24 protein-coding genes are annotated in these 26,324 nt (G+C 58.2%); 13 read left to right on the forward strand and 11 right to left on the reverse strand.

Annotated elements, in window-relative coordinates:
* The first annotated feature begins 31 nt into the window (after positions 1–31).
* From RGAI101_RS18455 to RGAI101_RS18465, 4 genes are all read left to right on the forward strand, one after another.
* The gene (locus tag RGAI101_RS18455) at positions 32–451 is read left to right on the forward strand and encodes a MarR family winged helix-turn-helix transcriptional regulator (protein WP_037230051.1); all 420 of its coding nucleotides are present in this window, start codon (positions 32–34) and stop codon (positions 449–451) included.
* A 75-nt stretch (positions 452–526) separates the two neighbouring features.
* Positions 527–1,807: a flavin-dependent oxidoreductase gene (locus RGAI101_RS18460; RefSeq protein WP_037230161.1), complete on the forward strand. Its 1,281-nt coding sequence runs from the start codon at positions 527–529 to the stop codon at positions 1,805–1,807.
* A gap of 204 nt (positions 1,808–2,011) precedes the next feature.
* Complete coding sequence (locus RGAI101_RS21970; protein ID WP_157044746.1) at positions 2,012–2,440, forward strand: DDE-type integrase/transposase/recombinase; 429 nt, start codon at positions 2,012–2,014, stop codon at positions 2,438–2,440.
* Positions 2,441–2,636: 196 nt separating this feature from the next.
* Positions 2,637–3,674, forward strand: a complete 1,038-nt coding sequence (locus RGAI101_RS18465; RefSeq protein ID WP_008229828.1) for a Hint domain-containing protein — start codon at positions 2,637–2,639, stop codon at positions 3,672–3,674.
* 414 nt (positions 3,675–4,088) lie between these two features.
* Here RGAI101_RS18465 and RGAI101_RS18475 read toward each other — a convergent pair whose 3' ends face one another.
* From RGAI101_RS18475 to RGAI101_RS18505, 7 genes are all read right to left on the reverse strand, one after another.
* Positions 4,089–5,234: an iron-containing alcohol dehydrogenase gene (locus RGAI101_RS18475; protein WP_008229709.1), complete on the reverse strand. Its 1,146-nt coding sequence runs from the start codon at positions 5,232–5,234 to the stop codon at positions 4,089–4,091.
* A 5-nt stretch (positions 5,235–5,239) separates the two neighbouring features.
* The gene (locus tag RGAI101_RS18480) at positions 5,240–6,616 is read right to left on the reverse strand and encodes an aldehyde dehydrogenase family protein (protein ID WP_008229863.1); all 1,377 of its coding nucleotides are present in this window, start codon (positions 6,614–6,616) and stop codon (positions 5,240–5,242) included.
* Between the two features lie 3 nt (positions 6,617–6,619).
* Positions 6,620–7,981 (reverse strand): glutamine synthetase family protein, encoded by a 1,362-nt coding sequence (locus RGAI101_RS18485; protein ID WP_037230057.1) that lies wholly within the window; start codon positions 7,979–7,981, stop codon positions 6,620–6,622.
* Positions 7,982–8,052: 71 nt separating this feature from the next.
* The gene (locus RGAI101_RS18490) at positions 8,053–9,090 is read right to left on the reverse strand and encodes a TRAP transporter substrate-binding protein (RefSeq protein ID WP_008229537.1); all 1,038 of its coding nucleotides are present in this window, start codon (positions 9,088–9,090) and stop codon (positions 8,053–8,055) included.
* A 66-nt stretch (positions 9,091–9,156) separates the two neighbouring features.
* Entirely contained in the window at positions 9,157–10,482 is a 1,326-nt protein-coding gene (locus RGAI101_RS18495; RefSeq protein ID WP_008229562.1) for a TRAP transporter large permease, read from the reverse strand.
* On the reverse strand, positions 10,472–10,993 hold the full coding sequence (locus RGAI101_RS18500) for a TRAP transporter small permease subunit (RefSeq protein WP_008229616.1): 522 nt from the start codon (positions 10,991–10,993) through the stop codon (positions 10,472–10,474). The genes RGAI101_RS18495 and RGAI101_RS18500 overlap by 11 nt, the downstream gene beginning before the upstream one ends.
* A complete protein-coding gene (locus tag RGAI101_RS18505) occupies positions 10,990–11,745 on the reverse strand; it encodes an N-formylglutamate amidohydrolase (RefSeq protein ID WP_037230059.1) in 756 nt (251 codons plus the stop codon). The genes RGAI101_RS18500 and RGAI101_RS18505 overlap by 4 nt, the downstream gene beginning before the upstream one ends.
* A 116-nt stretch (positions 11,746–11,861) precedes the next feature.
* Between RGAI101_RS18505 and RGAI101_RS18510 the strand changes: the two genes are divergently transcribed.
* Complete coding sequence (locus RGAI101_RS18510) at positions 11,862–12,728, forward strand: MurR/RpiR family transcriptional regulator (RefSeq protein WP_008229574.1); 867 nt, start codon at positions 11,862–11,864, stop codon at positions 12,726–12,728.
* 716 nt (positions 12,729–13,444) lie between these two features.
* Here the strand turns inward: RGAI101_RS18510 and RGAI101_RS18520 are convergent.
* A complete protein-coding gene (locus RGAI101_RS18520) occupies positions 13,445–14,872 on the reverse strand; it encodes a hypothetical protein (RefSeq protein ID WP_008229801.1) in 1,428 nt (475 codons plus the stop codon).
* A 98-nt stretch (positions 14,873–14,970) separates the two neighbouring features.
* Here RGAI101_RS18520 and RGAI101_RS18525 point away from each other — a divergent pair, with 98 nt between their 5' ends.
* From RGAI101_RS18525 to RGAI101_RS18550, 5 genes are all read left to right on the forward strand, one after another.
* Entirely contained in the window at positions 14,971–15,801 is an 831-nt protein-coding gene (locus tag RGAI101_RS18525) for a class II glutamine amidotransferase (protein WP_037230066.1), read from the forward strand.
* Positions 15,802–15,920: 119 nt separating this feature from the next.
* Positions 15,921–16,406, forward strand: a complete 486-nt coding sequence (locus RGAI101_RS18530; RefSeq protein WP_157044747.1) for an Hsp20/alpha crystallin family protein — start codon at positions 15,921–15,923, stop codon at positions 16,404–16,406.
* Between the two features lie 75 nt (positions 16,407–16,481).
* On the forward strand, positions 16,482–17,009 hold the full coding sequence (locus RGAI101_RS18535; RefSeq protein ID WP_008229784.1) for a universal stress protein: 528 nt from the start codon (positions 16,482–16,484) through the stop codon (positions 17,007–17,009).
* A gap of 519 nt (positions 17,010–17,528) precedes the next feature.
* Complete coding sequence (locus RGAI101_RS18545; RefSeq protein ID WP_008229827.1) at positions 17,529–17,966, forward strand: host attachment protein; 438 nt, start codon at positions 17,529–17,531, stop codon at positions 17,964–17,966.
* Between the two features lie 120 nt (positions 17,967–18,086).
* Positions 18,087–19,118, forward strand: a complete 1,032-nt coding sequence (locus RGAI101_RS18550) for a phosphotransferase (RefSeq protein ID WP_050763262.1) — start codon at positions 18,087–18,089, stop codon at positions 19,116–19,118.
* On the opposite strand, the gene RGAI101_RS18555 is transcribed toward RGAI101_RS18550, so the two are convergent.
* Complete coding sequence (locus tag RGAI101_RS18555; RefSeq protein ID WP_008229866.1) at positions 19,115–20,056, reverse strand: ribose-phosphate diphosphokinase; 942 nt, start codon at positions 20,054–20,056, stop codon at positions 19,115–19,117. The two genes, RGAI101_RS18550 and RGAI101_RS18555, sit on opposite strands and share 4 nt — an antisense overlap.
* 75 nt (positions 20,057–20,131) lie before the next feature.
* Entirely contained in the window at positions 20,132–20,860 is a 729-nt protein-coding gene (locus RGAI101_RS18560) for a DUF5765 domain-containing protein (RefSeq protein WP_037230070.1), read from the reverse strand.
* A 160-nt stretch (positions 20,861–21,020) separates the two neighbouring features.
* Here RGAI101_RS18560 and RGAI101_RS18565 point away from each other — a divergent pair, with 160 nt between their 5' ends.
* Entirely contained in the window at positions 21,021–21,377 is a 357-nt protein-coding gene (locus tag RGAI101_RS18565; RefSeq protein ID WP_037230072.1) for a helix-hairpin-helix domain-containing protein, read from the forward strand.
* A 56-nt stretch (positions 21,378–21,433) separates the two neighbouring features.
* Here the strand turns inward: RGAI101_RS18565 and RGAI101_RS18570 are convergent, their stop codons facing one another.
* Positions 21,434–23,029, reverse strand: coding sequence for an MBL fold metallo-hydrolase (locus RGAI101_RS18570; protein ID WP_008229598.1), 1,596 nt, complete (start codon positions 23,027–23,029; stop codon positions 21,434–21,436).
* Positions 23,030–23,212: 183 nt separating this feature from the next.
* On the opposite strand from RGAI101_RS18570, the gene RGAI101_RS18575 reads away from it, so the two are divergent.
* On the forward strand, positions 23,213–24,250 hold the full coding sequence (locus tag RGAI101_RS18575) for an Acg family FMN-binding oxidoreductase (protein ID WP_008229506.1): 1,038 nt from the start codon (positions 23,213–23,215) through the stop codon (positions 24,248–24,250).
* A gap of 138 nt (positions 24,251–24,388) precedes the next feature.
* Positions 24,389–26,191 (forward strand): PHA/PHB synthase family protein, encoded by a 1,803-nt coding sequence (locus tag RGAI101_RS18580; RefSeq protein ID WP_008229632.1) that lies wholly within the window; start codon positions 24,389–24,391, stop codon positions 26,189–26,191.
* Positions 26,192–26,324: the final 133 nt, after the last annotated feature.

Raw genomic sequence — 26,324 nt, forward strand, 5'->3', positions numbered from 1 at the left:
TGATATGTATACTTATTAAAAGAGGCGTGAGATGACACTAGATACGATGCCGGGTCACCTGATCCGACGGTTGCACCAGATTTCAAACTCTGTCTTTGCAGAACGGATGAAGGCTGCGGGGATTGATATGACCTCTGTCCAGTTTGCAGCCCTGGCGATCTTGGACGAAAACCCCGGGATTGATCAGGCGACCTTGGCCCAGGAAATCGCCTATGACCGCGCGACCATCGGCGGCGTTGTAGACCGGCTGGAACGGAAGGGCTGGGTCCGAAGGGAAGTTAACCAGGACGACCGACGCGCGCGTCAGGTCACCCTGACCGGGGAAGGTGCCGCGATGCTGGCAGTCGTGGCCCCTGTCGTAGCCGCACTTCAAACCGATATTCTTGCGCAACTGACTGCGGCCGAGCGGGCCGCGTTCGTCGCGCTGGCCAGTAAAGCCGTCGCACAATGAAGTAATTTGCCAGGTTTGACCCAAAGCGATGATCTGCTAACACATCTCAACTTTGAACAACTGACGGTGCGCATCATGTCCCAACCTCATGTCTTGATTGCCGGTGGTGGCATTGGTGGTCTGGCCCTTGCCCTGACCCTTGACCAGATCGGCGTACGCAGCACCGTGTTCGAATCCGTGCGCGACCTGAAACCCCTTGGGGTCGGCATCAATATCCAGCCCAACGCAATCCGCGAACTGTTCGACCTTGGCATCACAGCCGATGATCTGGATGCGGTCGGGTTGCCTGCGCGGGAATGGGCCTTGGTCGGGCAACAGGGCCAGGAGATTTACGCAGAACCCCGTGGCACCGATGCTGGCTACAATTGGCCGCAATACGCAGCGCATCGCGGCAAATTGCACATGATGCTGCATGACAAGCTGATAGAACGTGCCGGGCCAGCGGCCGTGCAGTTGGGCGCTAAGGTTACCGGGTATACCAAAAACGGTGGTGGCAGTGTCAGCGCGGTTGTCAGCCGGGCCGATGGGTCCGAAAGCACTGAAACCGGCACGCTGCTAGTGGGCGCTGACGGCATTCATTCGGCGATCCGTGCCCAGATGCATCCTGATCAGCCGCCAATCCATTGGGGTGGGGCGCTGATGTGGCGGGGTACGACCCGCGCAAAGCCGATCCGTACCGGATCATCCTTCATCGGCCTTGGGACCCATCGCCAGCGCATGGTCATCTATCCGATTTCCCAACCCGACGCTGACGGCTTTGCCGACATCAACTGGATCGCCGAAGTCACATTTGATGAAACTGAAGAGCGTAAAAGCGGTTGGTACAAGCCTGCGAAAGTATCGGATTTCATCCATCATTTCGAGGGCTGGACCTATGATTGGCTGGACGTCCCTGCCCTTTTGAACGGTGCGGAAGTTGCCTACGAGAACCCGATGATCGACCGCGATCCGGTGCCAACGTGGGTGGATGGGCCCGTAGCCTTGATGGGTGACGCAGCCCACGCGATGTATCCGACCGGGTCCAATGGGGCCAGCCAAGCGATCATCGATGCGCGTACCATCGGTGCCATGATGCTGGACCATGGCGTGACCGTCGAAGCGCTGAAGGCCTATGACGATGCGCTGTGCGCGCCTGTGTCCGAACTTGTGTTGCGCAACCGTGGCGCGGGTCCGTTCGGCTTGCTGAGCATGGTAAACGACATCTGCGGCGGGACCTTTGACAACATTGACGACGTCATACCCGCTGCAGAACGCGACGCCTTCATGGCCCGCTACAAAGCCGCCGCCGGTTTCGCGATAGAGAAACTGAACGCCGCCTCGCCAACTATTGCGCCGGGTTCCAAAATCTCGGGCTAAAAGCCTGCCCCTCTAATTTGGGCAACTTCAGTGGTGTTTCAAATGTAAGCCAAAAGGTATGGCCCACTAAGTATTTGAAAATACATATTTATCTTAATCTTCAGATGAACATTTTTTCTGATACCCCACTGTTATCAAACGAGTTGCGAGATAAAACCGCTCCTCCAATGCTTCATTGGCCAATATACGCAACTGCCCAGCGGGATGTTCAGCCCCCCGATCGCCCACATTTTATGGCGACAGCAGCCGCGCCCCGGCGATGTCTGTCATCTGGGCGACGTGGTTTTGAAGGTCGCGGGCCGGTCATGCTGGCTTTGCCATGCTATCGACCAGCATGGCACTGTTCTTGAGAGAATTCTTCAATCGAGCCGAGACAAGCGCGCCGCCAAACGTGCGATGGTGCCCGGCATTGATCATTGGTCACACAAGAGCCTCAACGCTCGAGCAGTGAACATCCACCTGCCGTTCCAAAGACGAGAGTGGGTGATGCAAGGTTTCAGATCGCCGGGCGTATTACCGCGCTTCGTCCCCATGCAGGTCGCAACCCGTAAATCCCCTTCCGTACCATCTCGCTCACGTCGGCTAGATGGCAGTCGAGCCATGGAAAGATGCAGCAAACGTCGGTTGATCTGAGAGCCTTCATCCCTGCACAAGCCAAGCAAAGTTAACGTGACAAAGTTATTTCCAGAGCCTGGTCAAGCAAAGCCAACGCGGAAGTTCGCGATGAATCCAGCCCTAAAATTGCCGCATTGCTAAATAATGGTTTAGATGTGGTTAAGTTTTTTAGTGGAAAAAAGGCAGGTCAAGCACTCTCATACAGGACAAAAAGATGGACTATTCAGTGAATTATCAAAGCTATGGTGGTGCCTTGCTCATCACGCAGCTTTTCTCATCAAGCCAAACTATTCTGTTGGGTAGCTTCGGCCCAATGAACAGCTCTCGGACATTAACCCATGACGCGAGTGTCCTTTACGTCGGTGAAGAGGCCGTCATTGACGGGGTGACCTACAAAATGCTGGGTTCTGGCACCGCGCAGCCGGGCATCGATGTCCTAGGCACCACCGTCCCGACGGGAGAGGCAGTAGACTTGCTGGTCCTTGAAGACACAGACACAGGCGAGATCATTTTTGTCTACCCGGAGGAAGAGCCGAGCGCTTTGGCAATGGTCGCGCTAGTCGTCGATGTCAGTGCTGTTGGCTATGACTTTGGAACCCTTAATCCCATCTGTTTCTTGAAGGGCACACATATCTTGACCCCGCATGGATGGCAGACCGTAGAGCTTTTGCGGTGCGGAGATTTGGTGACCGATGTCAAAGGCACCGTTCACCCCATCATCTGGATCGGCTCCTCCAAGATATCCGCGGATCGTGCAAATCAAATGAAAAAGGCACCGATCCGCATTGCGAAGGATGCGTTTGGGAAAGGCTGTCCGGTGGACGACGTTTTCTTGTCACAGCAACACCGGATTGTTCTACGTGAGACCGGTGACGGAACCACCGAAATCGCACCCGTCAAAGCTTTCGTGGATGGCGTGCGTATTCAACACACCGTCGCCAGAAAAGAGATTGAATACTTCCACGTTTTTACCAAAGAGCATGCTTTGATCAACGCTGGCGGGCTTCCTGCAGAGACATTGTTGCTGGCACCGATGAGTATGCGCAGCCTTGGTTCGGATAAATCACAATCGATTTTCGAAAGGCTTCGCGCGACCCAACCGACCATGAAGCGTTGTCAGGCTTTGTCGATGCGACCTGTCGGACACCTGCTCACCGTCAGGCAGGCCCGGGAAGTCTTGGCCAAACAGCGCGGTCATCAAAGCCAAACGCCGTTTAGGTTGCCTGGCCTTAGACCCGCCAGATTGATCTGAAGCTTTAACAAGGGGATCGGATCTAATGTCTGTGACTGCCGCTTAAATCCCACGCCCCAATCTATTGGACCTCCCTCTTTGAGGTGATGCGGCCGTCAGTAAGGAAGAATGCTTCGCCGGCAGAGATGCTTGTCGCCGCTCACCTTGCCACCCCCGAAAAGATGCGTACCTGCGCCGTTACGGTGGCAAACAGACTGGGTGGCGTCGACCTCGTCGTGCACATTCTCAGGGGGCCTCCCCGGTATTGCGCGGCTTCTAGCCACTTCCGGATTGGGACCGGCACAAGGAACTGGACAGAGGCCGGCGCATCAGCCGCCTTGGCGCACCAGATCGCCGGAAAGGCCAAGATACGATGCAAAGTGCATGCCCCGGTAGCAGAAACGCTATCAGGGCATGTATGATTTTCAGGACGATCTAGATCGTTGCCTCGAACAGTTTGCGGAGGTTTTCGGTGGTCAACGTGACCGGATTTCCCCCACAGGACGGATCCTCCAGCGCCATTGCAACCAGACCATCCAGACGGTCGGCGGTCACGCCCATCTGCGACAACTTGCGTGGAATATCGAAGCTGTCATTGAAGTCCTGCACAAAACTGCGGAAGCCATCATAGCCGCCCTCGATGCCCAGATAGCCCGCCGCGCGGTCGAACCGCGCGCGGATCATGGGTTCGTTCAGGTCCAGCACGGCGGGCATGCACACCGCGTTCGTGGTCCCGTGATGCGTGTTGAAGACGGCACCGACGGGGTGGCTCATCGCGTGGATCGCGCCAAGACCTTTCTGAAACGCCGTGGCCCCCATCGCGGCCGCCGACATCATCTGCGCGCGTGCTTCGATATCGCTTCCGTCGGCATAGGCGCGGGGCAGATAATCGACGACCAGACGCATGCCTTCCAGCGCGATGCCCTGCGACATCGGGTGGTAATGCGGGCTGCTGAACGCCTCGACGCAATGCGCAAAGGCATCAAGGCCGGTGCCTGCCGTGATGTGTTTCGGCATCCCGACCGTCAGTTCAGGGTCGCAGATCACGACCGTTGGCAGAACCTTTGGGTGAAAGATGATCTTTTTGACGTGGGTTTGCGAGTTCGTCAGGACCGACGCGCGGCCCACTTCGGACCCGGTGCCTGCGGTCGTCGGCACCGCGATGATCGGCGCGATGGCATCCGCATCGGCGCGGGTCCACCAGTCGTCGACATCCTCGTAATCCCACACGGGGCGCGTCTGGCCCGCCATGAAGGCGACCATCTTGCCCAGATCTAGGCCGGACCCGCCGCCAAAGGCGATCACGCCGTCATGGCCGCCCGCGCGGTAGACCTCCAGGCCCGCCGCGAGGTTGATCTCGGTCGGGTTTGCATCCACGTCCGAGAACATGGCGCGGCCAAGGCCTGCGGCCTCCATCAGGTCCAGCGTGCGGGTCGTGATCGCCATCGGGGCCAGCCCCTTGTCTGTGACCAGCAGCGGTTTCTTGATGCCTGCGGCCGCGCAGGCCTCGGCGATTTCAGCGATACGGCCCGCGCCAAAGCGGATCGCCGTGGGGTAGGACCAGTTGTTTTTCAACGCCATTGGGGTCATGCCTTTTTCAGATGGTAGGATTTGGGACGCGTCAGCGCCTGGTAGCCAAGCACGGACAGGCCGGCACCTGAGCCGGTGTCCTTGCAGCCCGTCCAGCACAGTGCGGGATCAAGGTAATCACAGCGGTTCATGAACACCGTACCAGTTTCCAGCTGCGCGCCGATAGCATCGGCGGCGTCAACGTCTTTGGTAAAGATTGCAGCCGTCAGGCCGAACTGACAGTCGTTCATCAGCGCGATTGCCTCGGCGTCGTCCTTGACCGGCATGATGCCGACTACGGGGCCAAAGCTTTCGTCGCGCATGACGCGCATTTCGTGGCTGACATTCGTGAGGATTTGCGGCGTCAGATAGGCACCGCCATCATCCGCAGCAAAGGGGTCAATCAGAGCGGTGGCACCATCGGCCACGGCTTCGGCGATCTGCGCGCGCACTTCTTGTGCAAAGCGCACATTGGCCATCGGCCCGATGGTGGTGTCAGCCTCCAACGGGTTGCCCAGGGTCAACGCCTTCACCCAGGCCACGGCCTTTTCGACGAAGGCATCATAAAGGCTTTCGTGCACATAGATCCGTTCGATCCCGCAGCAGCATTGTCCGGCATTGAACATCGCACCGTCCATCAATCCGTCAACCGCCGCATCCAGATCGGCATCGGCGCGCACATATCCGGGGTCCTTGCCGCCCAATTCCGTCGCGACGGGGGTGAAAGTGCCCGCAGCGGCGATCTCCATCGCCTTGCCCCCGCCGACCGAGCCGGTGAAGTTCACAAAGCCGAAGTGGCGCTCGGCGATCAGGGCCGATGTGGTGTTGTGATCCAGGAATACGTTCTGGAACACGTCCTGCGGAATGCCCGCGGCATGAAACGCCTCGGCCAGTCGTTCGCCCACCTGCAAGGTCTGTGTTGCATGTTTCAGCACCACCGTATTGCCTGCGATCAGCGCCGGGGCGACCGTGTTGATCGCCGTCATGTAAGGATAGTTCCACGGGGCCACGACCAGCACGACGCCCCGCGCTTCGCGGGTGATCTTGCGGATCGCCTTGGCGCTGTCTTCGATGATCATGGGCGCAAGGGCGTCTTCGGCAATGTCGGCCATGTAACTGGCGCGTTCGTTAAAGCCACTGAATTCGCCGCCATAACGGACAGGACGCCCCATCTGATGGGCCAGTTCAACCGCCATGCGGTCCGTGGTTTTGCCCACCTCGGCCACGGCGGCGCGCACCAAGGCGATCCGCTCGGCCAAGGGGCGTGCTGCCCATGCCGCCTGCGCCGATGCGGCCTGCGCGCACACCGCGCGGGCATCATCCAGGGATAGCACCGATCGTTCCAGATAAACCGATCCATCAATCGGCGAGATGCATTTCAGGGTATTGGACATATATTATACTCGCTCAAATCCGCGGTTGATTTCCCAGTCGGTGACGACCTTGTCAAATTCTTCCTGCTCCCACTCCGCGGCGCGGGTATAGTGGTCGACGACACCGTCCCCGAAGGCCTCGCGCAGCATGGTAGAGTTGCGCAGGGTCTCGGTCGCAGCCCGCAACGAACGGGGAATTTCGGTCACATCGGCGTCTTCGTAAACGTCGCCCTTGGTCGGCTCCTGAAGCTCCAGCTTTTCCTCGATCCCTTTCAGACCCGCCGCCAGCAAGGCCGCCTGCGCCAGATACGGGTTCAGGTCGGAACCGCCAATGCGGCATTCGACGCGGATGCCCTTCGTCCCCTCACCACACAGCCGGAAGCCCGCGGTGCGATTGTCTACTGACCAGACGGTCTTGGTCGGTGCAAAGGTGCCCTTGGCGAACCGTTTGTAGCTGTTGATGTAAGGGGCCAGAAAATACGTAAAATCAGGTGCATACGCGATCAATCCAGCCATGAAATGCCGCATCAGATCGGACATCCCCAGCTTGGCGTCATTATCATAGAACAACGGCACGCCGTCTTTCCACAGTGACAGATGCACATGGCTGGAGGACCCGACCTTATCCGCCGCCCATTTCGGCAGGAAGGACGCTGAAAACCCCTGCTGGAAGGCGATTTCCTTGACCGCCTGCTTGGAAATTGTGTGATGATCGGCGCAGGCCAGCGAGTCGGCATAGCGAATGTTCAGTTCCTGCTGTCCGACTTCGGCCTCGCCCTTGGTGCACTCGATCGGGATGCCCGCGTCCACCAGATGGTTGCGCAAAGGCTGCAGGAACGATTCCTCCTTGGTGGTCTGGAACAGGCAGTAATCCTCGTTGTGCCCGTTAAGCGGGACGAGGTTGGCGTATTTCTCTTTCTGCAAGCTGCGATAGTCGCCCTCGAACAGAAAAAACTCAAGTTCGGTCGCCATCATGGCATCGAACCCAAGCGCATCCAGCCGCGCGATCTGCTTTTGCAGCATGGCCCGCGGCGCATGGGGAACCGGCGCGTGGGTTGCGTGGTCCAGCACATCGCCCAGCACAAGGACCGTCTTTTCCAGCCATGGTACATGGCGCAGGGTCGACAGGTCAGGCTGCAGGACATAGTCGCCATAGCCGGTCTGCCAACTGGTCGCGGCAAAGCCTTCGGGCGTGGACATAACGAGATCGGTGGCCAGCAGGTAATTGCAGCAATGGGTTTCCGTATGGGAATGGTCGATGAAATTGCTCACGTGAAACCGCTTGCCCATCAGACGCCCCTGCATGTCCACAAGCGCCACCAACACCGTGTCAACGGCACCCGTCTCCGCCAACTCCCGGAGCCTGTCGAATGATAGATTGCCCATCTGAAAACGTCCCTTCATTAGATGAGGGGCGACATCGCGCGCCGCCCCGATTGGTAGAGGTATAGAAGCGATCAGCCGAACGTATAGGGTGGGCCGGCTTTCGAGATGACGTTGTTGTAGTCACGGAAGATCTGGACGATCTTCGCGGCTGTCTCGCCTTCCTGCGCCATTTCATCCCAGAATTTCACGGCCGCCTCTTCGACGGTTTTCCATTCTTCCTGCGGGATCGACGTCAGTTCCAGCTTTTCGCCGGACGCGCGCAACCGCGCCTCGCCGCCCCAGTACCATTGATTGCGGTAGGTATGGCTCGCCTCGATTGCTGAATTGACGATCTGCTTGAGATGGTCCGGCAGGTCTGCCCAACGCTCTGCGTTCACGAAGAACGACCCGATCCAGGCACCCGAGATGTTGTTGGTGCAGAAGTAGTTGGTCACGTCAGCCCACCCAACGGTGTAGTCTTCGGTGATGCCGGACCATGCCATGCCGTCAAGCTCGCCGGTTTGCACGGCAACCTCGGCGTCCTCGTAAGGGATGTTCACCGGCACAACGCCGAACTGCGACAGGAAACGACCCGCCGTCGGGAAGGTATAAAGCTTGAGGCCGTCCATATCGGACAGGGACGTGATCGGCTTTACGGTGTTGAAGTTGCACGGATCCTGACCCGCAGCGGACAGCCAATGCACGCCGACCTTGGCATATTCGTCGCGCCAGATATCTGCCAGACCGTATTGGTTGAACAGGACCGGCACGTCCAACGCGTGCTTTGTCGCAAGCGGGAAATACCCGCCGAAGGACCGCACAGGGGTCGGTGACGCCATTGAATCGTCGTCCGAGTGCACACCGTCGATGGTGCCGCGCTGCAGGGCCTGGAACAGCTCTCCGGTGGGAACGATCTGGTCGGCGTAGAACAGCTCGATCTCAAGCTCGCCTTGGGCGGCGGCGTTGATCGCATCAATCGCTGGCTTGGTCACTTCTTCGCCCAGTGCGGAACCGGCATAGGTCTGGAAACGCCAGCGGATCGGTTCCTGCGCGTGCAGGATCGACGGTGCGGCAAGGGTCGCCGGGCCCGCGATTGCGGCCCCTTTTAGAAACTTACGTCTGGTCGTCATGTCAATTCTCCTTGTCGGGGTTGGGATGAATGGGCCGGTTTGCCCGACCACTTGGTTGTTGATCTGTTATTTTCCGTAAACGTAATTTGGCAACCAAAGCGCGATCTGCGGAAAGATCATGACAACGGCCAGCGCCAGCGCCATCACCCCCACGAACGGCACGATCGAACGATAGATATCCTTGATCGTGATCTCGGGCGGGGCCATGGCGCGCATCAAGAACAGGTTATAGCCAAAGGGCGGAGTCATATAGGCAATCTGGCAGGTGATCGTATAGAGCACGCCGTACCACACCAGATCAAAGCCAAGCGCACCGACCAAGGGCACGTAAAGCGGGGCGACGATGACCAGCATCGCCGTGTCGTCCAGAAACGTACCCATGATGAGAAATGACAGTTGCATCAGGATCAGAATGACCCACGGGTTCAGACCCCATTGTTCGGTAAAGAGGTTCTCGATTGCCTTTACGGCCCCCAGCCCGTCGAACACCGCGCCGAAAGCGAGCGCCGCAAGAATGATCCACATGAACATGCAGGTGATGGCAAGCGTCTGGCGGACCGAAGTTTCAAACACCTGTCGCGTCATGCGTCCCTTGAGGACCGCGGCCAGAAACGCCGCAATCGCACCAATCGCAGAGCTTTCGACAAGTGACGTCCAGCCGTTCACAAACGGGATCATCATCACGGCAAAGATCACCACGGGCAGCAGCCCGGCACGCAGCAGCCGCAGTTTTTCACGCATCCCGACGTCGCGTTCCTCTGCCGAAAGCGCCGGGCCCAAGTCGGGGTTCAACCGGCAACGGATGGCGATATAGATGATGAACATTGCCGCCATCATCAGGCCCGGAATGGCTCCGGCCAGCCACAACTGCCCGACCGGCTGGCGCGCGATCATCGCATAAAGCACCAGCACCACCGACGGCGGCACGAGGATGCCCAGACTGGACCCCGCCTGAATGACGCCGGTCACCATAAGCTTGTCATAATTCCGCTTGAGCAATTCCGGCAAGGCAATCGTCGCACCAATCGCCATCCCCGCCACGGAAAGCCCGTTCATCGCAGAAATCAATACCATCAGGCCGATCGTCCCGATCGCAAGCCCCCCTTGTATACCCCCCATCCATACGTGGAACATCTTGTATAGATCGTCAGCGATTTTGCTTTCCGACAGTACGTATCCCATGAAGATGAACATCGGCAGCGTCAGCAAGGGGTACCACCGCATCAACCCGATGGCTGCAGAAAAACCGATGTCATAGCCACCCCGATCCCCCCACAGCAACAGGGCGGCGACAACCGCGATAAAGCCGATGGCACCGAACACCCGCTGCCCCGTCAGAAGCAGCAGCATCATGGTCGAAAACATCAGTATGGCGATCAATTCATAGGGCATCGCGTGTGTCCTCGTTTGACTTGAGGAAAAGGATGTCCTTGAAAAACTCGGACAGGGCTTGCAGCAACATCAGGAAGATGCCGATGCACATGGTCACCTTGACCGGCCACATATAGGGCCGCCAGGCTGTCGGGCTGCGCTCCCATCCATATTTAAAGGAATACATCGTGGATTCGATACCGCCCCAAAGCAGAACGCCAAGATAGAAGAACAGGAAGAGGACCGTGATGCAGTCGGTCCACGCTTTCTTGCGCGGGCTCAATTCCGCATAGAACAGATCCATGCGTACATTCGCCCCCATTTGCAGCGCGTAGGGACCGCCAAGGATATAATAGCCCACCATCACGAACTGCGCCATTTCCAACGTCCAGATCTGCGGCGATGCAAATGTCTTGTTGTAGGAAGACCAGAGCAGGATCCCCATCAGTACGAAAATGCCGTACATCATGATCCGGCCCAAACCGTAGTTGAAGCCATCAACGATGGCGATATACTTGCGCATGGCTTTCATTGAGCGGCCTCGTTGCGGACTGTTGGACACACGGCGATCAAGGAACGACCTAAGTGCCGCGCCATCTTCTGTGCCTTTACAGGCGTATCGATCAGATCATTGCGTATCTCGATCATAACCGCCGGTAACCCCTGCGATTCACCATGTTTTTCAAGTGTGTAGGTTACGCCATCTGTCGGTGCATAGGGTTCGTTCAACGCAGATTTGAAAGACCCGTCCGTCTGCTCTTGCGCGACGAGCGCCTGCGCCGTGGCTGCATCGCTGTGACACAGAAACCCAAGATCGACATCGCGCGTGACACCGTTGAACACGGGCGTAAAGCTGTGCACCGTAACCAGTATCGGCGAATTTCTTGTATCCAGCAGGCTGGCAACCGCATCGTGAAACGGCGTGTGGACGCGATCAAAACGCGCCTGCTTTTCAGCGACACTCAGGCCCACATTGCCGGGAACATCGTGAACCTCACTGCGCGTCGGGATGCAATCAGGGGCCGCCAAAGGCCTGTTGCAATCGTAAACCAGCCGCGAAATCCCGCCCGCGATCAGCGGGGCATCCAAAATCCTGGAAAGTCCGACCGCCACATCAAGCGCACCGATATCCCACGCGGCATGTGATCTGCGCGCAGCGGCGTCCAATCCCAGATCGTTCAAGTCAGCCGGAATGTGATCGGACGCGTGTTCGCACACCAACAACCAAGGCCCCTGCCCATTCGCGTTAGTTACCGTTGCCGCTGTCCACTCGCTATCTGTCACTGGCTGGTGTGCTCCTGAATTTATGGCACCATCACTACAGAATTTTCTAGCATGTCAAGATTTTTTCTGTAACCTTTACTTCAAAGCGCGCAACTCTGTACCGAAAGGAACAATTCTTGCACAAAAACGCATTGGTCCGTGATTTGCTGAAAGAAAAGCAGTCTGAATTGACCGCGGCTGAGCGTAAGTTATCCGCCGTGCTGCTGGACGATTCATTGTTGTCAGGGCTGCAATCGATCACGCGCCTGGCCGAATTGGCCGAAGTGTCATCGCCCACGATCATCCGGTTGGCGCGCAAGCTGGGGTTCGAAGGTTTCTCTGACATGCAAGGGGCGATCCGGAACGAAATCGGTGCCCGGATGAAGCAACCATTGGCAAAACTTGATGCACAGGCACCAACCGACAGTCGCGGGCACATTGTCTCGCGGTTCATCGAGGCCGTATCCGGCAACATCAACCGCACCCTGGAGCGCTTGGATCTGGCCGAGTTCGACCAGGTTGCGGCCCTCTTGTCAGACCCGTCGCGTCGGCTGTACCTTCTGGGCGGGCGCATCACGCGGTCCAATGCCCACTATTTTTTCAACCATTTGCAGATCATCCGCCCGCAGGTCACGCTGCTTGATTCCTCGCCCAGCGTCTGGCCGCAATCGCTTTTGGACATGGACGCCGACGCGGTGTTGATCGTCTTTGATATCCGCCGCTACGAAAAAGAACTTGAGAAGTTGGCCAATCTGGCTGTGGCGCAAGGTGCCAGCATCGTCCTGTTCACGGATGCCTGGGGGTCGCCCATCGAAAACTACGCGCGCTTTTGCTTTCGCGCCATGGTCGAGGTTCCCTCCAGCTGGGATTCGACGCTGGCCATCAACTTTCTGATCGAAGCGCTGGTGGCCGAAGTGCAATCCCGCAGTTCGGTCCAAAGTGCGGATCGCATCGCCGCGCTCGAGCAAATGATCGGCGAGTCACGTATTTTCAGAAGTAATTGATTGGATTGTACAACCAGAATTGCGTGAAACACCCCTCCGGTTGCTTCCTCAGGGCGTTTCACCAAACCGATTTCGACTTCAGGCCAACGCTACATAAGGGACGTGACACGCTGCCCGACATGTCGCATTCCAATCTCGATCCTTGATCCGGGTCGATGGGTCAAAAGCTCGTCGGCGATGTCTTCGACCATACGGTAAACCCTGCTGTCGCGATCGTCGCTTTCCTTGTCATGTGAAGGTGATCCAAGGCCGCAAGGATGAAACTGAATGAGGATGCAAATCCGGGTGATGGCCTTTGCGTGGTTCAGGGCCGAGCAAAACGCGTCGAAGACGGCATCGGATTGGGGTACCTTTCCCACCAGTGGACAAGTGTCAGGGTCTAGGGCAACGATTTCAAAGCACAACCGGTCGGTAAATGGATCGTATACCCTAATATCTATTCCACCTATTTCCCCCTGATCGGCAACCTCGAGTCGTACCCTGCGGCCAACATCGCGACCAAATGGCGCTTGACGGACTTCGTAATGTTGGATGACGTTTCGCACGGTGACGAATCCCTAAAACCAGTTGAACGGCATGGGGGTAAATGTGACCGACAGCAGCGAAAACGGATTGACGCAGGTCAACCCTCAGGGAAGGCCTTGCAGATTGCTGGGCGGCATAGTGCGAAGGGGCAAACCACCCTTCGCCATGACATCAAAACGGATGACCACTGCCTACAAAGCGTCTTCGTGCAGCGCCACCAATCGCCGCATCGCCATGGCGAGCATATCATCGGCGGCACCTTGCGTGTCACCAATGGCCATCAGATTGACCGACACGCCACGTGTGCTCTCGGACGGGGAGATGATCACGACGCCTGCTTCCTTCTGGCCTTGCTGGACCAGAAGATCGGCCAGATGCCGCCTGAGGTGTTCGGTGGTCAGCACGCCCCCTTTCAGGGTTTCTTGAACAATCGCGATTGCGTGCATGTCAGGCAGATGCTGCGCGGCGGCCAACATGGGGATCGACACACCGCCCCAGCGGCCATTGCATTCGATCCAATGGATCGTGTCCGGTCCCGTCGACGTTTCACAGATCACCGCGTCCAGGCTGCAAAGGCCGAAATAGCCAAGCTGTTGCAGAACGCCTGTTATGCGCCCCGCCTCGGCACTGAGACGGTCCAGCAGTGGCACCGGCAAGGTCGATCGTCCGGCACCGACAAAGGCACCGGCGGCCCCTCGTACCCGCTGTTCGAAAATGCCTTTGACTTGCGGCGGGCCGTCGGATTTCTGCGGTATCCATAGTTGGACCGACGGGCTGTGGCTGACCTTGTCATCCCAGACCCCGACAAGGATCGGATACCGGTCCTGCCACCCCTTCGCGCGCAGACGGTCCAACAGGTAGTGCCGTGTATCGACGGGGGACATCTTGCGAACAAGCGCCCCTTCCAGCCGGACGTTGCCGACCGATCCGGCGCTGTCGGGCACCTTCACGATCACCTGCTCGGCGGTATGGCCGATTGTGCGGGCCAGACCCGTGACGGCTGCCGGGCCATAGGCCGCCCGCGTCCGGGGCGTTGCCCCGGTGCCGATGGTCTTGTGCGCAAGCTGGGTGAACCACAGCTTGTCATTGGCCCGCAGCGTGGCGCGCGGCGACGGACCGCAAACGTGAATGCGCGTTTCCGACATCTCGCCAATGGCCTGCGCAAGCCGCCAAACGGTGTCCGTGGTCAAATAGGCCTTGAGCGTGAGGCCCCCGTTTTTTCGCGCCGTTCGCACCAGCAAGGTAAGCTGTGGGGGCGACAGGCGAACTTGCGCCGCGACGGGGCGGTGCGGATTCTGGTCAACCTGAACAAAGGTTACATCCGTCAGGCCAAGGCAGTCGGCAAGGTAGGATTCAAACCCTGGCTCGCGATGGCGCACAAGCACGGTGTCCCCGTTCTGTGCCAGCAGCGCCATGCGGTGATCCAGCCGGGCAGCGGACGCGGAGCGGAGCAGGCTGATCTCGGACTGGTCGCCGATCAATACGGATGGTCCCGGCCCGCAGCCCTGCGTCACAAACGGCCCGAACGCCAGCGATGCCAGAAAGGCGGGTTCGTCGCGCAGATAGTCCCGTGCGATCATGGTGCAGTCAGCGGGGATGGTGTGCGGATGATCTGCCATATCGCAAATTAGACCGGACCCGCCTGCCCCTTTTGATCTAGATCAGCCGGTCTTGCGGCGGATTGCTAAGATGCATCCGTCATCGAAAGGAAATACCAATGTGCCGTCTTTACGCGATGCATGCGAACGAGCCTACGAGAGTGGAATGCGGGCTTGTCAAAGCCCAGAATGCCCTGATGGCGCAAAGTCAGGCCGATCTGCAAGGCTATGCGCATGGACACGGGTGGGGCGTTGCTGATTATTCCGATGGTCTGCCCATGGTCGAAAAGCAGGTTTGGGCCGCCTATCACGGAGAGCATTTTTCAAGGAAAGCCGCACGGGTCTATACCACGACCGCCGTGGCCCATGTGCGCCGTGCGACCGTGGGCGACACCAACCTCGAAAACACACACCCCTTTGTTCACGGCAAATGGATTTTCGCCCATAACGGCACGGTCCCCAACTTTGACGCGGTGCGCATGAAGATGCTGGATCATATCGATCCGCTGCACCGGTCCGAGATCGCAGGGACCACCGACAGCGAACATATATTCCGTTACCTGCTGAGCCTGTTTTTGGTTCATCCCGAGCGTGGCCTGATGGCGACCGTCCGCGAAGGATTGGAACAGGTTCTAAGGTGGTCCGCCGAAATCGACCCCAAGGCGCGCGTCGGGCTGAACATCATCTTCACCGACGGCGAACAGATGGTCGGGTCGCGCTACAACCGCTCCATGCACTATCTTTTCCGCGATCATGCCTATCATTGCCCGATTTGCGACAGATCACATGTGCATCACAGTCCCAAGATTGATTACCAAGCGATCGAAATCGCATCCGAGCCCGTCACCTTTGTAGACCAGTGGTACGAAGTGCCGAACAAGACCGTGTTCAAGGTCGCCGAGGATTACCGTCTGGACATGGAGCCGCTGGGGCATCGGTTTTCCAACTGACGGCACAAGAAAATGCCCGGCGCAGGGGCAAAACGGCAAGCGATTTGACTTTGCTCAATTTGCGGGACGCGGGCGTTGCTAAACGGAACTGGACCCAACAAGCCGCAAGGAGAATGCAAATGTCCTATCTAGATTATCTGCCGACAAGCTGGAGCAAGAGCAGGAAGGCCGACGAAAATCCATTGATCACCCTTCGCAATGAAGTGGACAGTCTGTTTGACGATTTCGGCACCGGCTTTTTCGGCAGCCGCAACGAAGTCAGCGTGCGGTCGAACGTCAGCGAAACGGACAAGGAATTCAGCGTCACGGCGGAACTGCCGGGCCTGACCGATGCCGATGTCGACGTTTCGGTGACAGGTGACCGGATCACCATCAAGGGCGAGAAGAAGTCCGAAAAGGACGAACGGGGCCAGGAGGAAGGCCGCGAATTCCACCGCATCGAACGCACGTCGGGATCGTTCCAGCGGATCATGACGATGCCCTTCAAAATCGACGCCGACAAAGTCGAGGCCGTCGTCAAGGACGGGGTTCTGACGGTCACGATCCCCAAGCCCCCCGAGGCCGTCGAGAATGTCAAAAAGATTAAGGTGGCACACGCGAAATAGAATGATGGCGGTTCTGCATCTGCCAGCAGAACCGCCCTTTTTCCCAAGGGTTTCCCAGCGGCGGGACGGGGCATCATGATCGGTAAAATTCTTCTTGCCTATGACGGATCGAACAGTGCGACACGGGCGATGGACGTCGCGGCCGAACTGTCCTCAAAGCTCAGGGCCGATCTTTATATCGTTCATGTCTTGATGCACGGACGGCTCGCCCGGGAATTCAAGCGTCTGGCCGAGGTTGAAAACCTGGTCACGCAGAGCGAAAAACCGCAACCGCCGCGTGTCGCCGTCGCAAGCGGACGGTCCTATGATCTGTTGGGGCACAGCACACCCGACGGTCATTCCGCCAGCGTCATCTCGGCCATGGGTGACAGGCTTGTTTCCTATGCCAAGGACCGCAGTAAGAAATCAGGTGCGATCGTGGTCCAGACATTGGTGCGGGCCGGCGACGATGCGGACAAGATTCTGGAGGCTGCAGATGATCTGGATGTCGATATGATCGTCGTCGGGTCGCGCGGATTGGGCCGGGTCAAGGGCGCGATCTTGGGTAGCGTTTCACAAAAACTGCTGCACCACGCCAACCAAACTGTCGTCACCGTCAAATAGCCACATCAAGGCCAGGGGCGCTTTGGGCCCCCAAGGTCATTGTGTCGTCCACCCCCCATTCAACGAATGCCCCAGAGATGACAAAGCTTGGAAATGCACGTCTTGGGCATGTTGAAATACCGTGCAATCTCCCCATCCGTCAGCCCCAGGTCAACAAATGCCTCAAGGCTTTTCTTTGGTTTGGGGCCAAGCGTGGCGACGTGCTGGCGCAAGTATTGGGCGCGGCATTCACCTCTTGGCCCCTTTGAGTGGCGTGGAACCACCCCCCCCGATTTTATTTTTTGCAGATTGGCACGCCTCTGATGGTCCATCCCCAGCCTCCCGAGCGCGAAAATTTCTCCAGTACCCTCAGGATCGCAATTGGGAGTGATTTGATGATTGATCGATATCAATGACTGCGGCGTGCCGGATTCAAACTGGCAAACGTTTGCCGTCCGAAAACGCCGATCCCGTTGATTTGCCTCAATTGTGCCTGGCCCGTTTGGACTACCCTGAACTGACGCTATCAGGAGCAGAACGATGAAGCCCATCAAGACGATGATCGTGATCGCTAATTCCGGCACGGCGCGGTTTCTTATCAATACGGGACGGGGCAAGGGCCTGCTCCCTATCGGGGGCAAGACCCTATATGCAGAGCCGCCGACGATGTACGCGGATCGGGCCGGTATGGTCCACAGCAGGGTTGGTCCGGGCGTGTCAGCGGTCGAGCAAACAAACCCCAAATCGTTTGCCGAAGCCGAGTTCGCGAACAAAATCAGTGAGTTTCTGGAATCCGCGTTTGAAAAAGGAGAATTCAAACGACTCGTGGTCGCTGCGGGACCCCATATGCTGGGCCAGATACGCGACGCGCTTTCTGACAAGGTGTCAAAGGTGGTCTGGGCCGAAGTGGACAAGGATCTGACACATCTGCCGGTTGAGGATTTGCCAGAGCATCTGGATCATGTGCTGCCAGTCTAGGGCTGGCATTCAGCCGCATCGGTCCCGCTTGTGGTTTCCATCGTGAACCAACGCTCCGATGAACGCAGTTTTTCCGGTCATTCAGCGTCCGCGCATGGATCGAGGATAAGGCAGGAAAAGATGTGCGATGGACGCGGTGACCTCCTCCAGATCGCAAATTTGATCGAGCACAAGTATAATCGATCACAAGCCGCCACCGTTCAGGAAACAAGCAAATCATGGCTTTTCCTGACCCGCGACCACGTTTTCAAACTCAAGAAAAAGGTCCGCGACGATCTGCAGGATTTGACATCGCTGCGGGCGCGTCTTGACAATAGCCTGACGGAAAACGACCTGAACCGCCGCCTTGCACCGCGGGTCTATCTTGGGATCATTCCTGTCGTCGAACGCAGCGACGGGCGTCTTAACATCGGGGGCGCGGGCGAGATAATCGACTGGCTGGTGAAGATGCATCGTTTGCCAGCCGACCGGATGCTTGATGTCATCCTGGAAACCCACCCAACAAACCCACAAAAATCCCGGACACATATCGAGGCCCTCAGCCGGACACTCGTTGAATTTTACCGATCAGCTCCGGTCTCTTTGCTGAACGCCGGGGAACTGGCGACAAACATGCGCGAACAGCAGCAGTTAAACCGTGAGTGCCTGCTGAATGCCATGTTCGCCCAGCATCATGCCAGATTTCAGGCCACCTTCGATGCTCTGGACCGTGCTGCGACAAAACATTTCCCGTCGTTTGAATCCCGCGTGAAAGCAGGTTGGATACGGGAATGCCACGGCGATCTGCGCCCCGAACATATCTGTCTGGTTGATCCGCCGGTTGTTTTCGACTGTCTGGAATTCAACAGAAACCTGCGTCTGGTCGATCCCTTCAGCGAGGTCATGTTCCTTGGGCTGGAAGCCGCGATACTGGGGGCCACCTGGATCAAGCCGTTTCTGATTGACCGCTTGTTAAAAGGTCTTGGCACAGGCCCCGACCCGGACCTGTTGCAGCTTTACGAAGCTTTGCATGCGCTGTTGCGGACCCGGCTTTGTCTGGCGCACCTATTGGTACCGACCCCCCGAAAACCCGAAAAATGGGTGCCCTTGGGCTTGCGCTATTTCGAGGTGGCAGAACGCCTGCTGTGCGGCCCTACCGGCCTTGGCAGCTAGAACGACAGCGCGCGCAAGGCATCCGCAAATTGATCTGCCGTCCCCACGACCTCAAGCCGTTGGGTGTCGCGGCCGTCGGGCAGACGGAAGGGGGGAATGCTGTCGCTGACAAAGACCTTTTCAAACGAACTACCCGTGAACAGGGCCTTGGCCCCCGGTGTGAAAAGCCCATGCGCGGCAAGTGCAAATGCGTTGACGGCCCCGTTTGCCTTGCAGGCCATCGCAGCAGCAGTCATCGTGCCCCCAGATGCGATCATGTCGTCCACGATCAGAACCGACGCGCCGTCGAATGTGCCGACGATGTCACCGCTGGTCATGACCCCGCTGCTGCGCCGCTTGTCCATGAAGCCGAAACCGACAGGCTGCCCCAACCGGGCCTGCAATGCTTCCCTGAACAATTGCGCGCGTTTCACGCCGCCCGGATCAGGCGACATCACTACAAGGGGTACATCATCGACGCGTCTTGCGATCACATCCTGAAAAATATCGCCGAGTTCCAGATGATATGTGCGCAGGCGAAAGGCGTTTTGAAGTGCCACCAGATTATGCGTTTCGAGGGTAATCAAATCGTCGCACGAGACCGCCTCGAATAATTGTGCGACATAGCGCGTCATGACAGGGTCCTGCGCCTTGGTCCTGCGATCCTTGCGCGCGTAACACAGATACGGCACCAGGGCGGTCACCCGCGCCGCGCCATGGTCGCGCATCGTCGCGATCAGGAACAACAGACGGGACAGCTTGTCATGAACCGAAAGGTCGGGGCCGTCATAGAGGCTTTGAATGATGCAGACATGGTCGCCCTGAACACGGCAAAGCGGGCGTATCTTGAATTCTCCATCCTCGAAATCCCGATGCTCCAGATCCGACAGGTCCTGCCCCATGGCCGCGGCAATCCGGTCCCCGTGATCCCTGGTTTCGTTCAAGGCAAACAGAAGCACGATCTGTCCCTCCTGTCGGCCTTGCAATAAGCGCGGCGGCCAGCTGCAAGGGCGTGAGTCTTTTGTAGTATCACATCACCCTTCGACATTCCTGCCCCACCACTGCGTCGCCGTCACGCTGCGTCTGGCGCGCAGGCTCAGGCCGATAAGCAGGATGAAAATCGAAAACAGACACCAGATTGCGGGCATTTCGTTTGGGTTATCTGTCATCGCAGAAGCAAGGACCGGTCCTGCCAGCGCATGCATCAGGACAAAGCGCCATGCCCCATATAAAAGCGGCATCACGAACACCGCAATCATATAGGTTGGGAAGCCCATGTATATGCCTGCCGCCTTCTCCAGCGGGACCAGCAAACCGTTGTAAGGGATGTCCCAGGCAATGTGCCAGTTTCCCGAAACCGTGCACAGATTGCTTGCGCACAGCGCGCTACCCGGCAGACATGGCCCTGCAAATTCCCACGGCACCAGTTGGGCAATCATCACGGCCGCAGACATGGCACAGACCGCATAAACCCATCCTTTTGCCCGCCGTTTCACGGCTTGCGGCACCAGTTCCATGGCGAATGCGTTGATCAGGAACGGTTGAAAGACGATGTGCAGGTAGGACGCCATTGTGACGGCCCGATTTTCGGTTGTGCCGCACTGATCGATAAAAGCATAGCCCGCGACCTGTAGCATCTCCATCACCGAAAAGTATCCCAATGTCAGCCAGATCGCGGCGGGGTCCTGCCGCCTGTATGAGATCACCGCCGCGGCGACACCGATACCTGTCATCGCGACCGACGCTTGCGAACTCCAACACATGCAGGACACTCCTTTGCATGTACCCTAGCAAGGGCGGGCACCGGCGGTATTGATCCACGTCAAGAACAGAGCGCCACGCGTTTGCGCCATGTCAATCGGGGCGAATTGCCGTCGTCTATCCTGCCCTGAATGGCGTTGGCCACAGGTGGAGAAAGAAGGCATGAAAAGATCGATCGCGAAGGATGAAAATGACAAGATAGCAAAGATTCTGGACGAGGTGGCCGATCTTCTGGAACGTCAGAATGCGAGCAATTTTCACATCACCGCCTACCGCGAGGCCGCCGCCTATGTCGCCCGCTCTGCCCCCCCTCTCAGGGACATTCATCGCAGTTCCGGTTTGCAGGGCCTGCAAGACCTGCCGACTTTCAGTTTCTCGATTGCGCAAGCGGTCGCGAAAATTCTGGAAACCCGGATCACGGTCGATACGGGCAAGAATCCTTGGACCTTTGAGGCTAGAAAGCCCTTTTTGGATCGGGCGAAAAACCGCCCCCAACTTCGCCCGTCGCACAGGCGCTAGGTCGCTCTGCCAGCGGTCAATGCTTTGGTGCGGGGCCCGTACGCTGATCGATCCAATCAAGCCTCGTCCTGAAGCGCCCGTCTGATGCGCCGCAAGAGCTTGCCTCGCGCCTTGTCATCCGCAGCCTCTTCGAATTTGTCGCGCAACTCGAACACTAGTTCGGTCAGATCGTTGTGCCAGTCAGGCCCGACCAATGCAGCGGGCGGCAGGCGCTTTTGTACCGCAGGCTCGAGGATCGGCGCAGCCTTGACGCCAAGGGTAATGACATCGTCAAGGTCGGGGATCAGGATGTCCTGATCATTGAACCCTTTTCCGATCAGCGCGGATTTCAGCGCCCGCAATTGTGGTTCTTCGCCATGGGTCAGCACAAGCGCCTGCTTGATCGGGCGGCGTTCCATGATCCAGTCGGTCAGCTCGGACCCGTCTGCATGTCCCGAATAGGTGTCGATCGTGCGAATGCGCGCTTTGACGCGAATTTCCTGCCCGTGAATCTTCACGGATTTCGCGCCTTCGAGCAAGATGCGTCCAAGGGTGCCGATGGCCTGGTATCCGACGAAAAGCACCGTTGCTTTGTCTTGCCAGAGCCACTTTTTAAGGTGATGCCGGATGCGCCCGGCCTCGCACATGCCGCTTGCCGCGAGGATGATCGCACCGCCGCTGATTTTCGCGATCTGTTTGCTTTGCTCGACCGTTTCGGTCGGGTGAATGGCCGGATTGTTGATGAAACGCGGCACCGGCCCGAGGTCTTCAAGGTCACCCGCGTGCCTCTGAAAGACCTTGGTCACGCGAATGGCCAGCGGAGAATCCAGAAAGACAGGCACCTTGGGGATTTCGCCCGCCTCCTGTAGCGCCAGCAGATCGGTGATCAGTTCCTGGGTGCGTTCGACCGCGAAAACCGGGATCAGCAGCATGCCGTCATGCTTCAACGCGCCCAGAACCTCCTGCCGCAAGGCGTCCTGCCGTGCGGCAGGCGTGATGTCGGCACGTTCGCGGCCCCCATAGGTTGCCTCTGATATCACGTAGTCAAAATCCGACGGGGCTTCGGGGTCGGGATGAAAAAGCTTGTTATCGGGCCCGATGTCACCCGAAAAAAGAAGGCGGACAGGGCCGCTGTTTTCCTGATCTATCTCGACTTCGATCGAGGCAGAGCCAAGGATATGCCCCGCGTTCCAGTACCGCGCACGCACGCCTTTACCGACGGATGTCCAAATCTGATACGCGATGGTCTTGAACAGCCCAAGGCAATCTTCTGCATCTTGTCGGGTGTAGATAGGTTGAACTTCCGGCTTGCCATGCCGCAGGTTGCGGAGATTGAGTTGCTCGACCTCCATCTCCTGAATGTACCCGCTGTCTGGCAGCATGAACGTCAAAAGATCCCTTGTGCCTTCGGTCGTATAGATCGGCCCCTTGAATCCGGAGATGGCCAGTTTCGGCAGCAGCCCGGAATGATCGATATGGGCATGGGTCTGAAGCACAAAATCAATTTTGGCAGGGTCGAACGGAAAGGGCCGGTAATTAAGTTCTTTCAGGGTCTTGGGCCCCTGGAACAAGCCGCAATCCACCAGAAAATTGCATTGATCCGTCTGGAACCAATAGCACGACCCCGTCACCGTCCGCGCCGCGCCGCAAAATCTGAGTGTCGTATGTGGCATCCTGGTCTCTCCCCGAGGGCCTGCTGATCCTGTCGTTATGTGCCCGTCGGAAAGAGATCAGATTGCTCCGTTAAGAATGTGTAGCCCGCCCAAGCCCTTTGCCGATTGATCCGCATCAATACCTTCCACAGCCTAAGGCATAGGCTGGGGCCCATTGCCGTCAGCATCTTATGGTGAAATCCGATGATCCCCAATGTCACCTCCCCTTGGTCCATCACTGCCGGTGACTTTCCTGAAAAAGGGTCGTTGCACGACAAAATCCTGTTCCTGCTGGGCTACGCGATCCTGGCACCCTCGGGGCACAATTCGCAGCCATGGCTTTTTCGGGTGTCAGACAGCTATCTGGACGTGATCGCCGACCGGACACGCGCCCTGCCCGTGGTTGACCCGCAGGATCGGGCGCTTGAAATCAGTTGCGGTGCCGCCATCGGCCTGCTTGAGGTTGCGACACGGCGCTTTGGCTTGAAAACAGATCTTGAAATCACCCCCAACGCGGATGATCCCGACCTTTTGGCCCGCATCAGGTTCGCGTCCGGGTCACAGCCCTCAACAGAGGAAATCGCACTTTTTGACGCCATCCCGAACCGTCATACCAATCGTACGGCGTTTTCGATGGACACCCTGCCAGCAACTTTCACCAAAGGCTGCACCGATATCGCACTTGAAACAGGCATCGAGATCAGGGTGCTGGCCGAGATCGAGGACCGTGTCGAGCTTGCCATTCTGGTGGCCGAAGGGGATCGCCGCCAGTTCGACGACCCCTGCTTTCGTCGCGAGCTTGCCGCATGGATCCACTCAAAACGCCTGGGCAGCCGCGATGGCATGTCCGGCGCATGTCTGGGGATGCCGGATCTGCTGGCGGGGGTCGACCGCCTTGTGATCCGCACATTTGACATGGGCGACGGCATCGCCGCGGCTGACGAGGCGAAAATCCTTTCCGGAACCCCGGCACTGCTGGTTTTCGGCAGCGCCGATACGACACCGGGCTGGGTCAACACAGGGCGTGCTCTTGGCCGGGTGACGCTTTTGGCAACGTCGTTGGGCTTGGCGACATCATATCTGAACCAGCCCGTCGAAGTTGATGCGTTACGGCCTGACGTCAAGTTCGTGGCAGGGCTCGACAGCCAGCCACAAATCCTGTTGCGCGTCGGCAGATCGCAAGCCACGCTTGCACCGACAGCCCGCCGCGATGTGTCAGAGGTTATCGTGCAAGGCGGCTGACCCGTGCCATCGTCGATCTTTGACGGCAGGACATCACAACATGACACAGGTCAATCCGCCACGCTGCCAAGTCGGCTAGAAAGTCGGCGCACGGACCGCCGTTCCCCGCCGCTGCACCGCACCGAAGGAGCCCGACACTTGGACAATTCCGTATCAAAACGCGCGCAATCCGGCACTGCGCTGGTGCCCAAATGGATGCCCGCGGTTGTCGACATCGCCCCGCGGCACAAGCATCAGAACATGGACCGCGCCATTCGCGCAGCCGTGGCCCGGGTGACGGGAGGCATATCCCCCCATTCCGTACAGGCCGCCTGGAGCGATTGGGCATTGCATCTGAGCCGCTCGCCCGGACGGCAGCTGGAACTTGCCGAGCGGGCGCAGATCAACATTTTCAAGACAATGACATATTCCGCACGCGCATTGGCGGGCGAAGACACAACCGCACCCTTCACGCCCAAGGATTATGACCATCGGTTCGTGGACCCGTCCTGGGGCAAGGCCCCGTTCAACATCTGGCAACAAAGCTTTCTGGCCGTGCAGGACTGGTGGGACGAGGCAACGGATAACATGCGGGGCCTTCACAAGCAGGATGCCGAACGGACCCGGTTCCAGATCCGCCAGCTGCTTGATCTGGTTGCCCCCTCCAACCTGCCGTGGATGAACCCCGAAATCATTGCCGAGACGGTAAGAACGAGCGGCAAGAACCTTGTCGACGGGGCATCGCATTTTACCCAGGATATGATCCAGACGATGACGCAGACCCACAAGCCCGCGCCGGAGGGATACAAGATCGGCACCGATCTGGCCTGCACACCGGGCGAAGTGGTGTTTCGCAATGATCTGTTCGAACTGATCCAATACACGCCCCAGACCGATCAGGTGCAGGCCGAACCCGTATTGTTCATTCCGGCATGGATCATGAAATACTACATCCTCGATCTTTCCCCCGATAACTCGATGATCAACTATCTTGTGCAGCAAGGTTTTACAGTCTTCATGATATCGTGGTGCAACCCGACGGCGGACCAATCGTACCTGTCGCTTGAAGATTACAGGCAAAGCGGTGTGCTGGCCGCGCTCGACGCCATCAACGCGATCATCCCCGACCGGAAGATACACGCCAACGGTTATTGCCTTGGAGGAACCTTGCTGGCCATCACGGCCGCGACGATGTCGCGGGACGGCGATGACAGGCTTGCGTCAATCACCCTAATGGCCGCGCAGGTGGATTTTGCCGAAGCCGGCGAATTGCTCTTGTTCGTCGATGAAAGCCAGGTCGCTTTCGTCGAGGACATGATGTGGGATCAAGGCTATCTGGACCGCCCCCAGATGGCCCGGACATTTTCGGCGATCCGCGCCGAGGACCTGATCTATAGCCGCGCCGTGAAAAGGTATTTTCTGGGGAAAGAGGATCTGCCCACAGATATCGGCGTCTGGAACGGCGACACGACGCGGATGCCCGCGCGCATGCATTCGGAATATCTGCGCGGTCTGTTTCTGGAAAACCGCCTGACGGCCGGGCGCTTCGCCGTCGAAGGACGGGTCATCGCGCTGAAAGACATCTCGGACCCGATGTTCGTCGTGGCAACCGAAACCGATCATATCGCGCCTTGGCGATCGGTCTACAAAACCAAGCTTTTCACGGATTGCGACCTGACCTTTGTCCTGACGAAGGGCGGCCACAATGGCGGCATCCTCAGCGAACCCGGCCATCCCAACCGCCACTACAGGATCGGACACCGTGCCGCCGAAGCGTTCTATGTCGGGCCTGACCACTGGCTTGCCGGTCAAACGACGGTTCCGGGGTCGTGGTGGCCTGACTATGCAAACTGGTTGCGTGACAACAGCAGTGATCAGGAAACGCCGCCAAAGATGGGCAACCCGTCGCTGGGGTATCCGCCACTTTGCGCAGCCCCCGGAACCTATGTGCATCAGGTATAGCGGTGCCCGCGTGTCCCATGCAGGACCACAGCGCGCGTCGAAATCCCCGCATCAATTGATCCGTATCAATACGGCATCGCTTTCATGCGCAAGAATTGGCCAAACAGGCGGCGTCATCGCGGTTGCCCTTCAG

Origin of the sequence: Roseobacter sp. GAI101 (assembly GCF_000156335.1) — a bacterium.
Taxonomy (GTDB): domain Bacteria; phylum Pseudomonadota; class Alphaproteobacteria; order Rhodobacterales; family Rhodobacteraceae; genus Sulfitobacter.

Coding starts and splice junctions, on each gene's coding strand:
- RGAI101_RS18455 (WP_037230051.1), top strand. CDS start 32: ATGACACTAGATACGATGCCGGGTCACCTGATCCGACGGTTGCACCAG.
- RGAI101_RS18460 (WP_037230161.1), top strand. CDS start 527: ATGTCCCAACCTCATGTCTTGATTGCCGGTGGTGGCATTGGTGGTCTG.
- RGAI101_RS21970 (WP_157044746.1), top strand. CDS start 2,012: ATGTTCAGCCCCCCGATCGCCCACATTTTATGGCGACAGCAGCCGCGC.
- RGAI101_RS18465 (WP_008229828.1), top strand. CDS start 2,637: ATGGACTATTCAGTGAATTATCAAAGCTATGGTGGTGCCTTGCTCATC.
- RGAI101_RS18475 (WP_008229709.1), bottom strand. CDS start 5,234: ATGGCGTTGAAAAACAACTGGTCCTACCCCACGGCGATCCGCTTTGGC.
- RGAI101_RS18480 (WP_008229863.1), bottom strand. CDS start 6,616: ATGTCCAATACCCTGAAATGCATCTCGCCGATTGATGGATCGGTTTAT.
- RGAI101_RS18485 (WP_037230057.1), bottom strand. CDS start 7,981: ATGGGCAATCTATCATTCGACAGGCTCCGGGAGTTGGCGGAGACGGGT.
- RGAI101_RS18490 (WP_008229537.1), bottom strand. CDS start 9,090: ATGACGACCAGACGTAAGTTTCTAAAAGGGGCCGCAATCGCGGGCCCG.
- RGAI101_RS18495 (WP_008229562.1), bottom strand. CDS start 10,482: ATGCCCTATGAATTGATCGCCATACTGATGTTTTCGACCATGATGCTG.
- RGAI101_RS18500 (WP_008229616.1), bottom strand. CDS start 10,993: ATGAAAGCCATGCGCAAGTATATCGCCATCGTTGATGGCTTCAACTAC.
- RGAI101_RS18520 (WP_008229801.1), bottom strand. CDS start 14,872: ATGGCAGATCATCCGCACACCATCCCCGCTGACTGCACCATGATCGCA.
- RGAI101_RS18525 (WP_037230066.1), top strand. CDS start 14,971: ATGTGCCGTCTTTACGCGATGCATGCGAACGAGCCTACGAGAGTGGAA.
- RGAI101_RS18530 (WP_157044747.1), top strand. CDS start 15,921: ATGTCCTATCTAGATTATCTGCCGACAAGCTGGAGCAAGAGCAGGAAG.
- RGAI101_RS18535 (WP_008229784.1), top strand. CDS start 16,482: ATGATCGGTAAAATTCTTCTTGCCTATGACGGATCGAACAGTGCGACA.
- RGAI101_RS18545 (WP_008229827.1), top strand. CDS start 17,529: ATGAAGCCCATCAAGACGATGATCGTGATCGCTAATTCCGGCACGGCG.
- RGAI101_RS18550 (WP_050763262.1), top strand. CDS start 18,087: ATGTGCGATGGACGCGGTGACCTCCTCCAGATCGCAAATTTGATCGAG.
- RGAI101_RS18560 (WP_037230070.1), bottom strand. CDS start 20,860: ATGTGTTGGAGTTCGCAAGCGTCGGTCGCGATGACAGGTATCGGTGTC.
- RGAI101_RS18565 (WP_037230072.1), top strand. CDS start 21,021: ATGAAAAGATCGATCGCGAAGGATGAAAATGACAAGATAGCAAAGATT.
- RGAI101_RS18570 (WP_008229598.1), bottom strand. CDS start 23,029: ATGCCACATACGACACTCAGATTTTGCGGCGCGGCGCGGACGGTGACG.
- RGAI101_RS18575 (WP_008229506.1), top strand. CDS start 23,213: ATGATCCCCAATGTCACCTCCCCTTGGTCCATCACTGCCGGTGACTTT.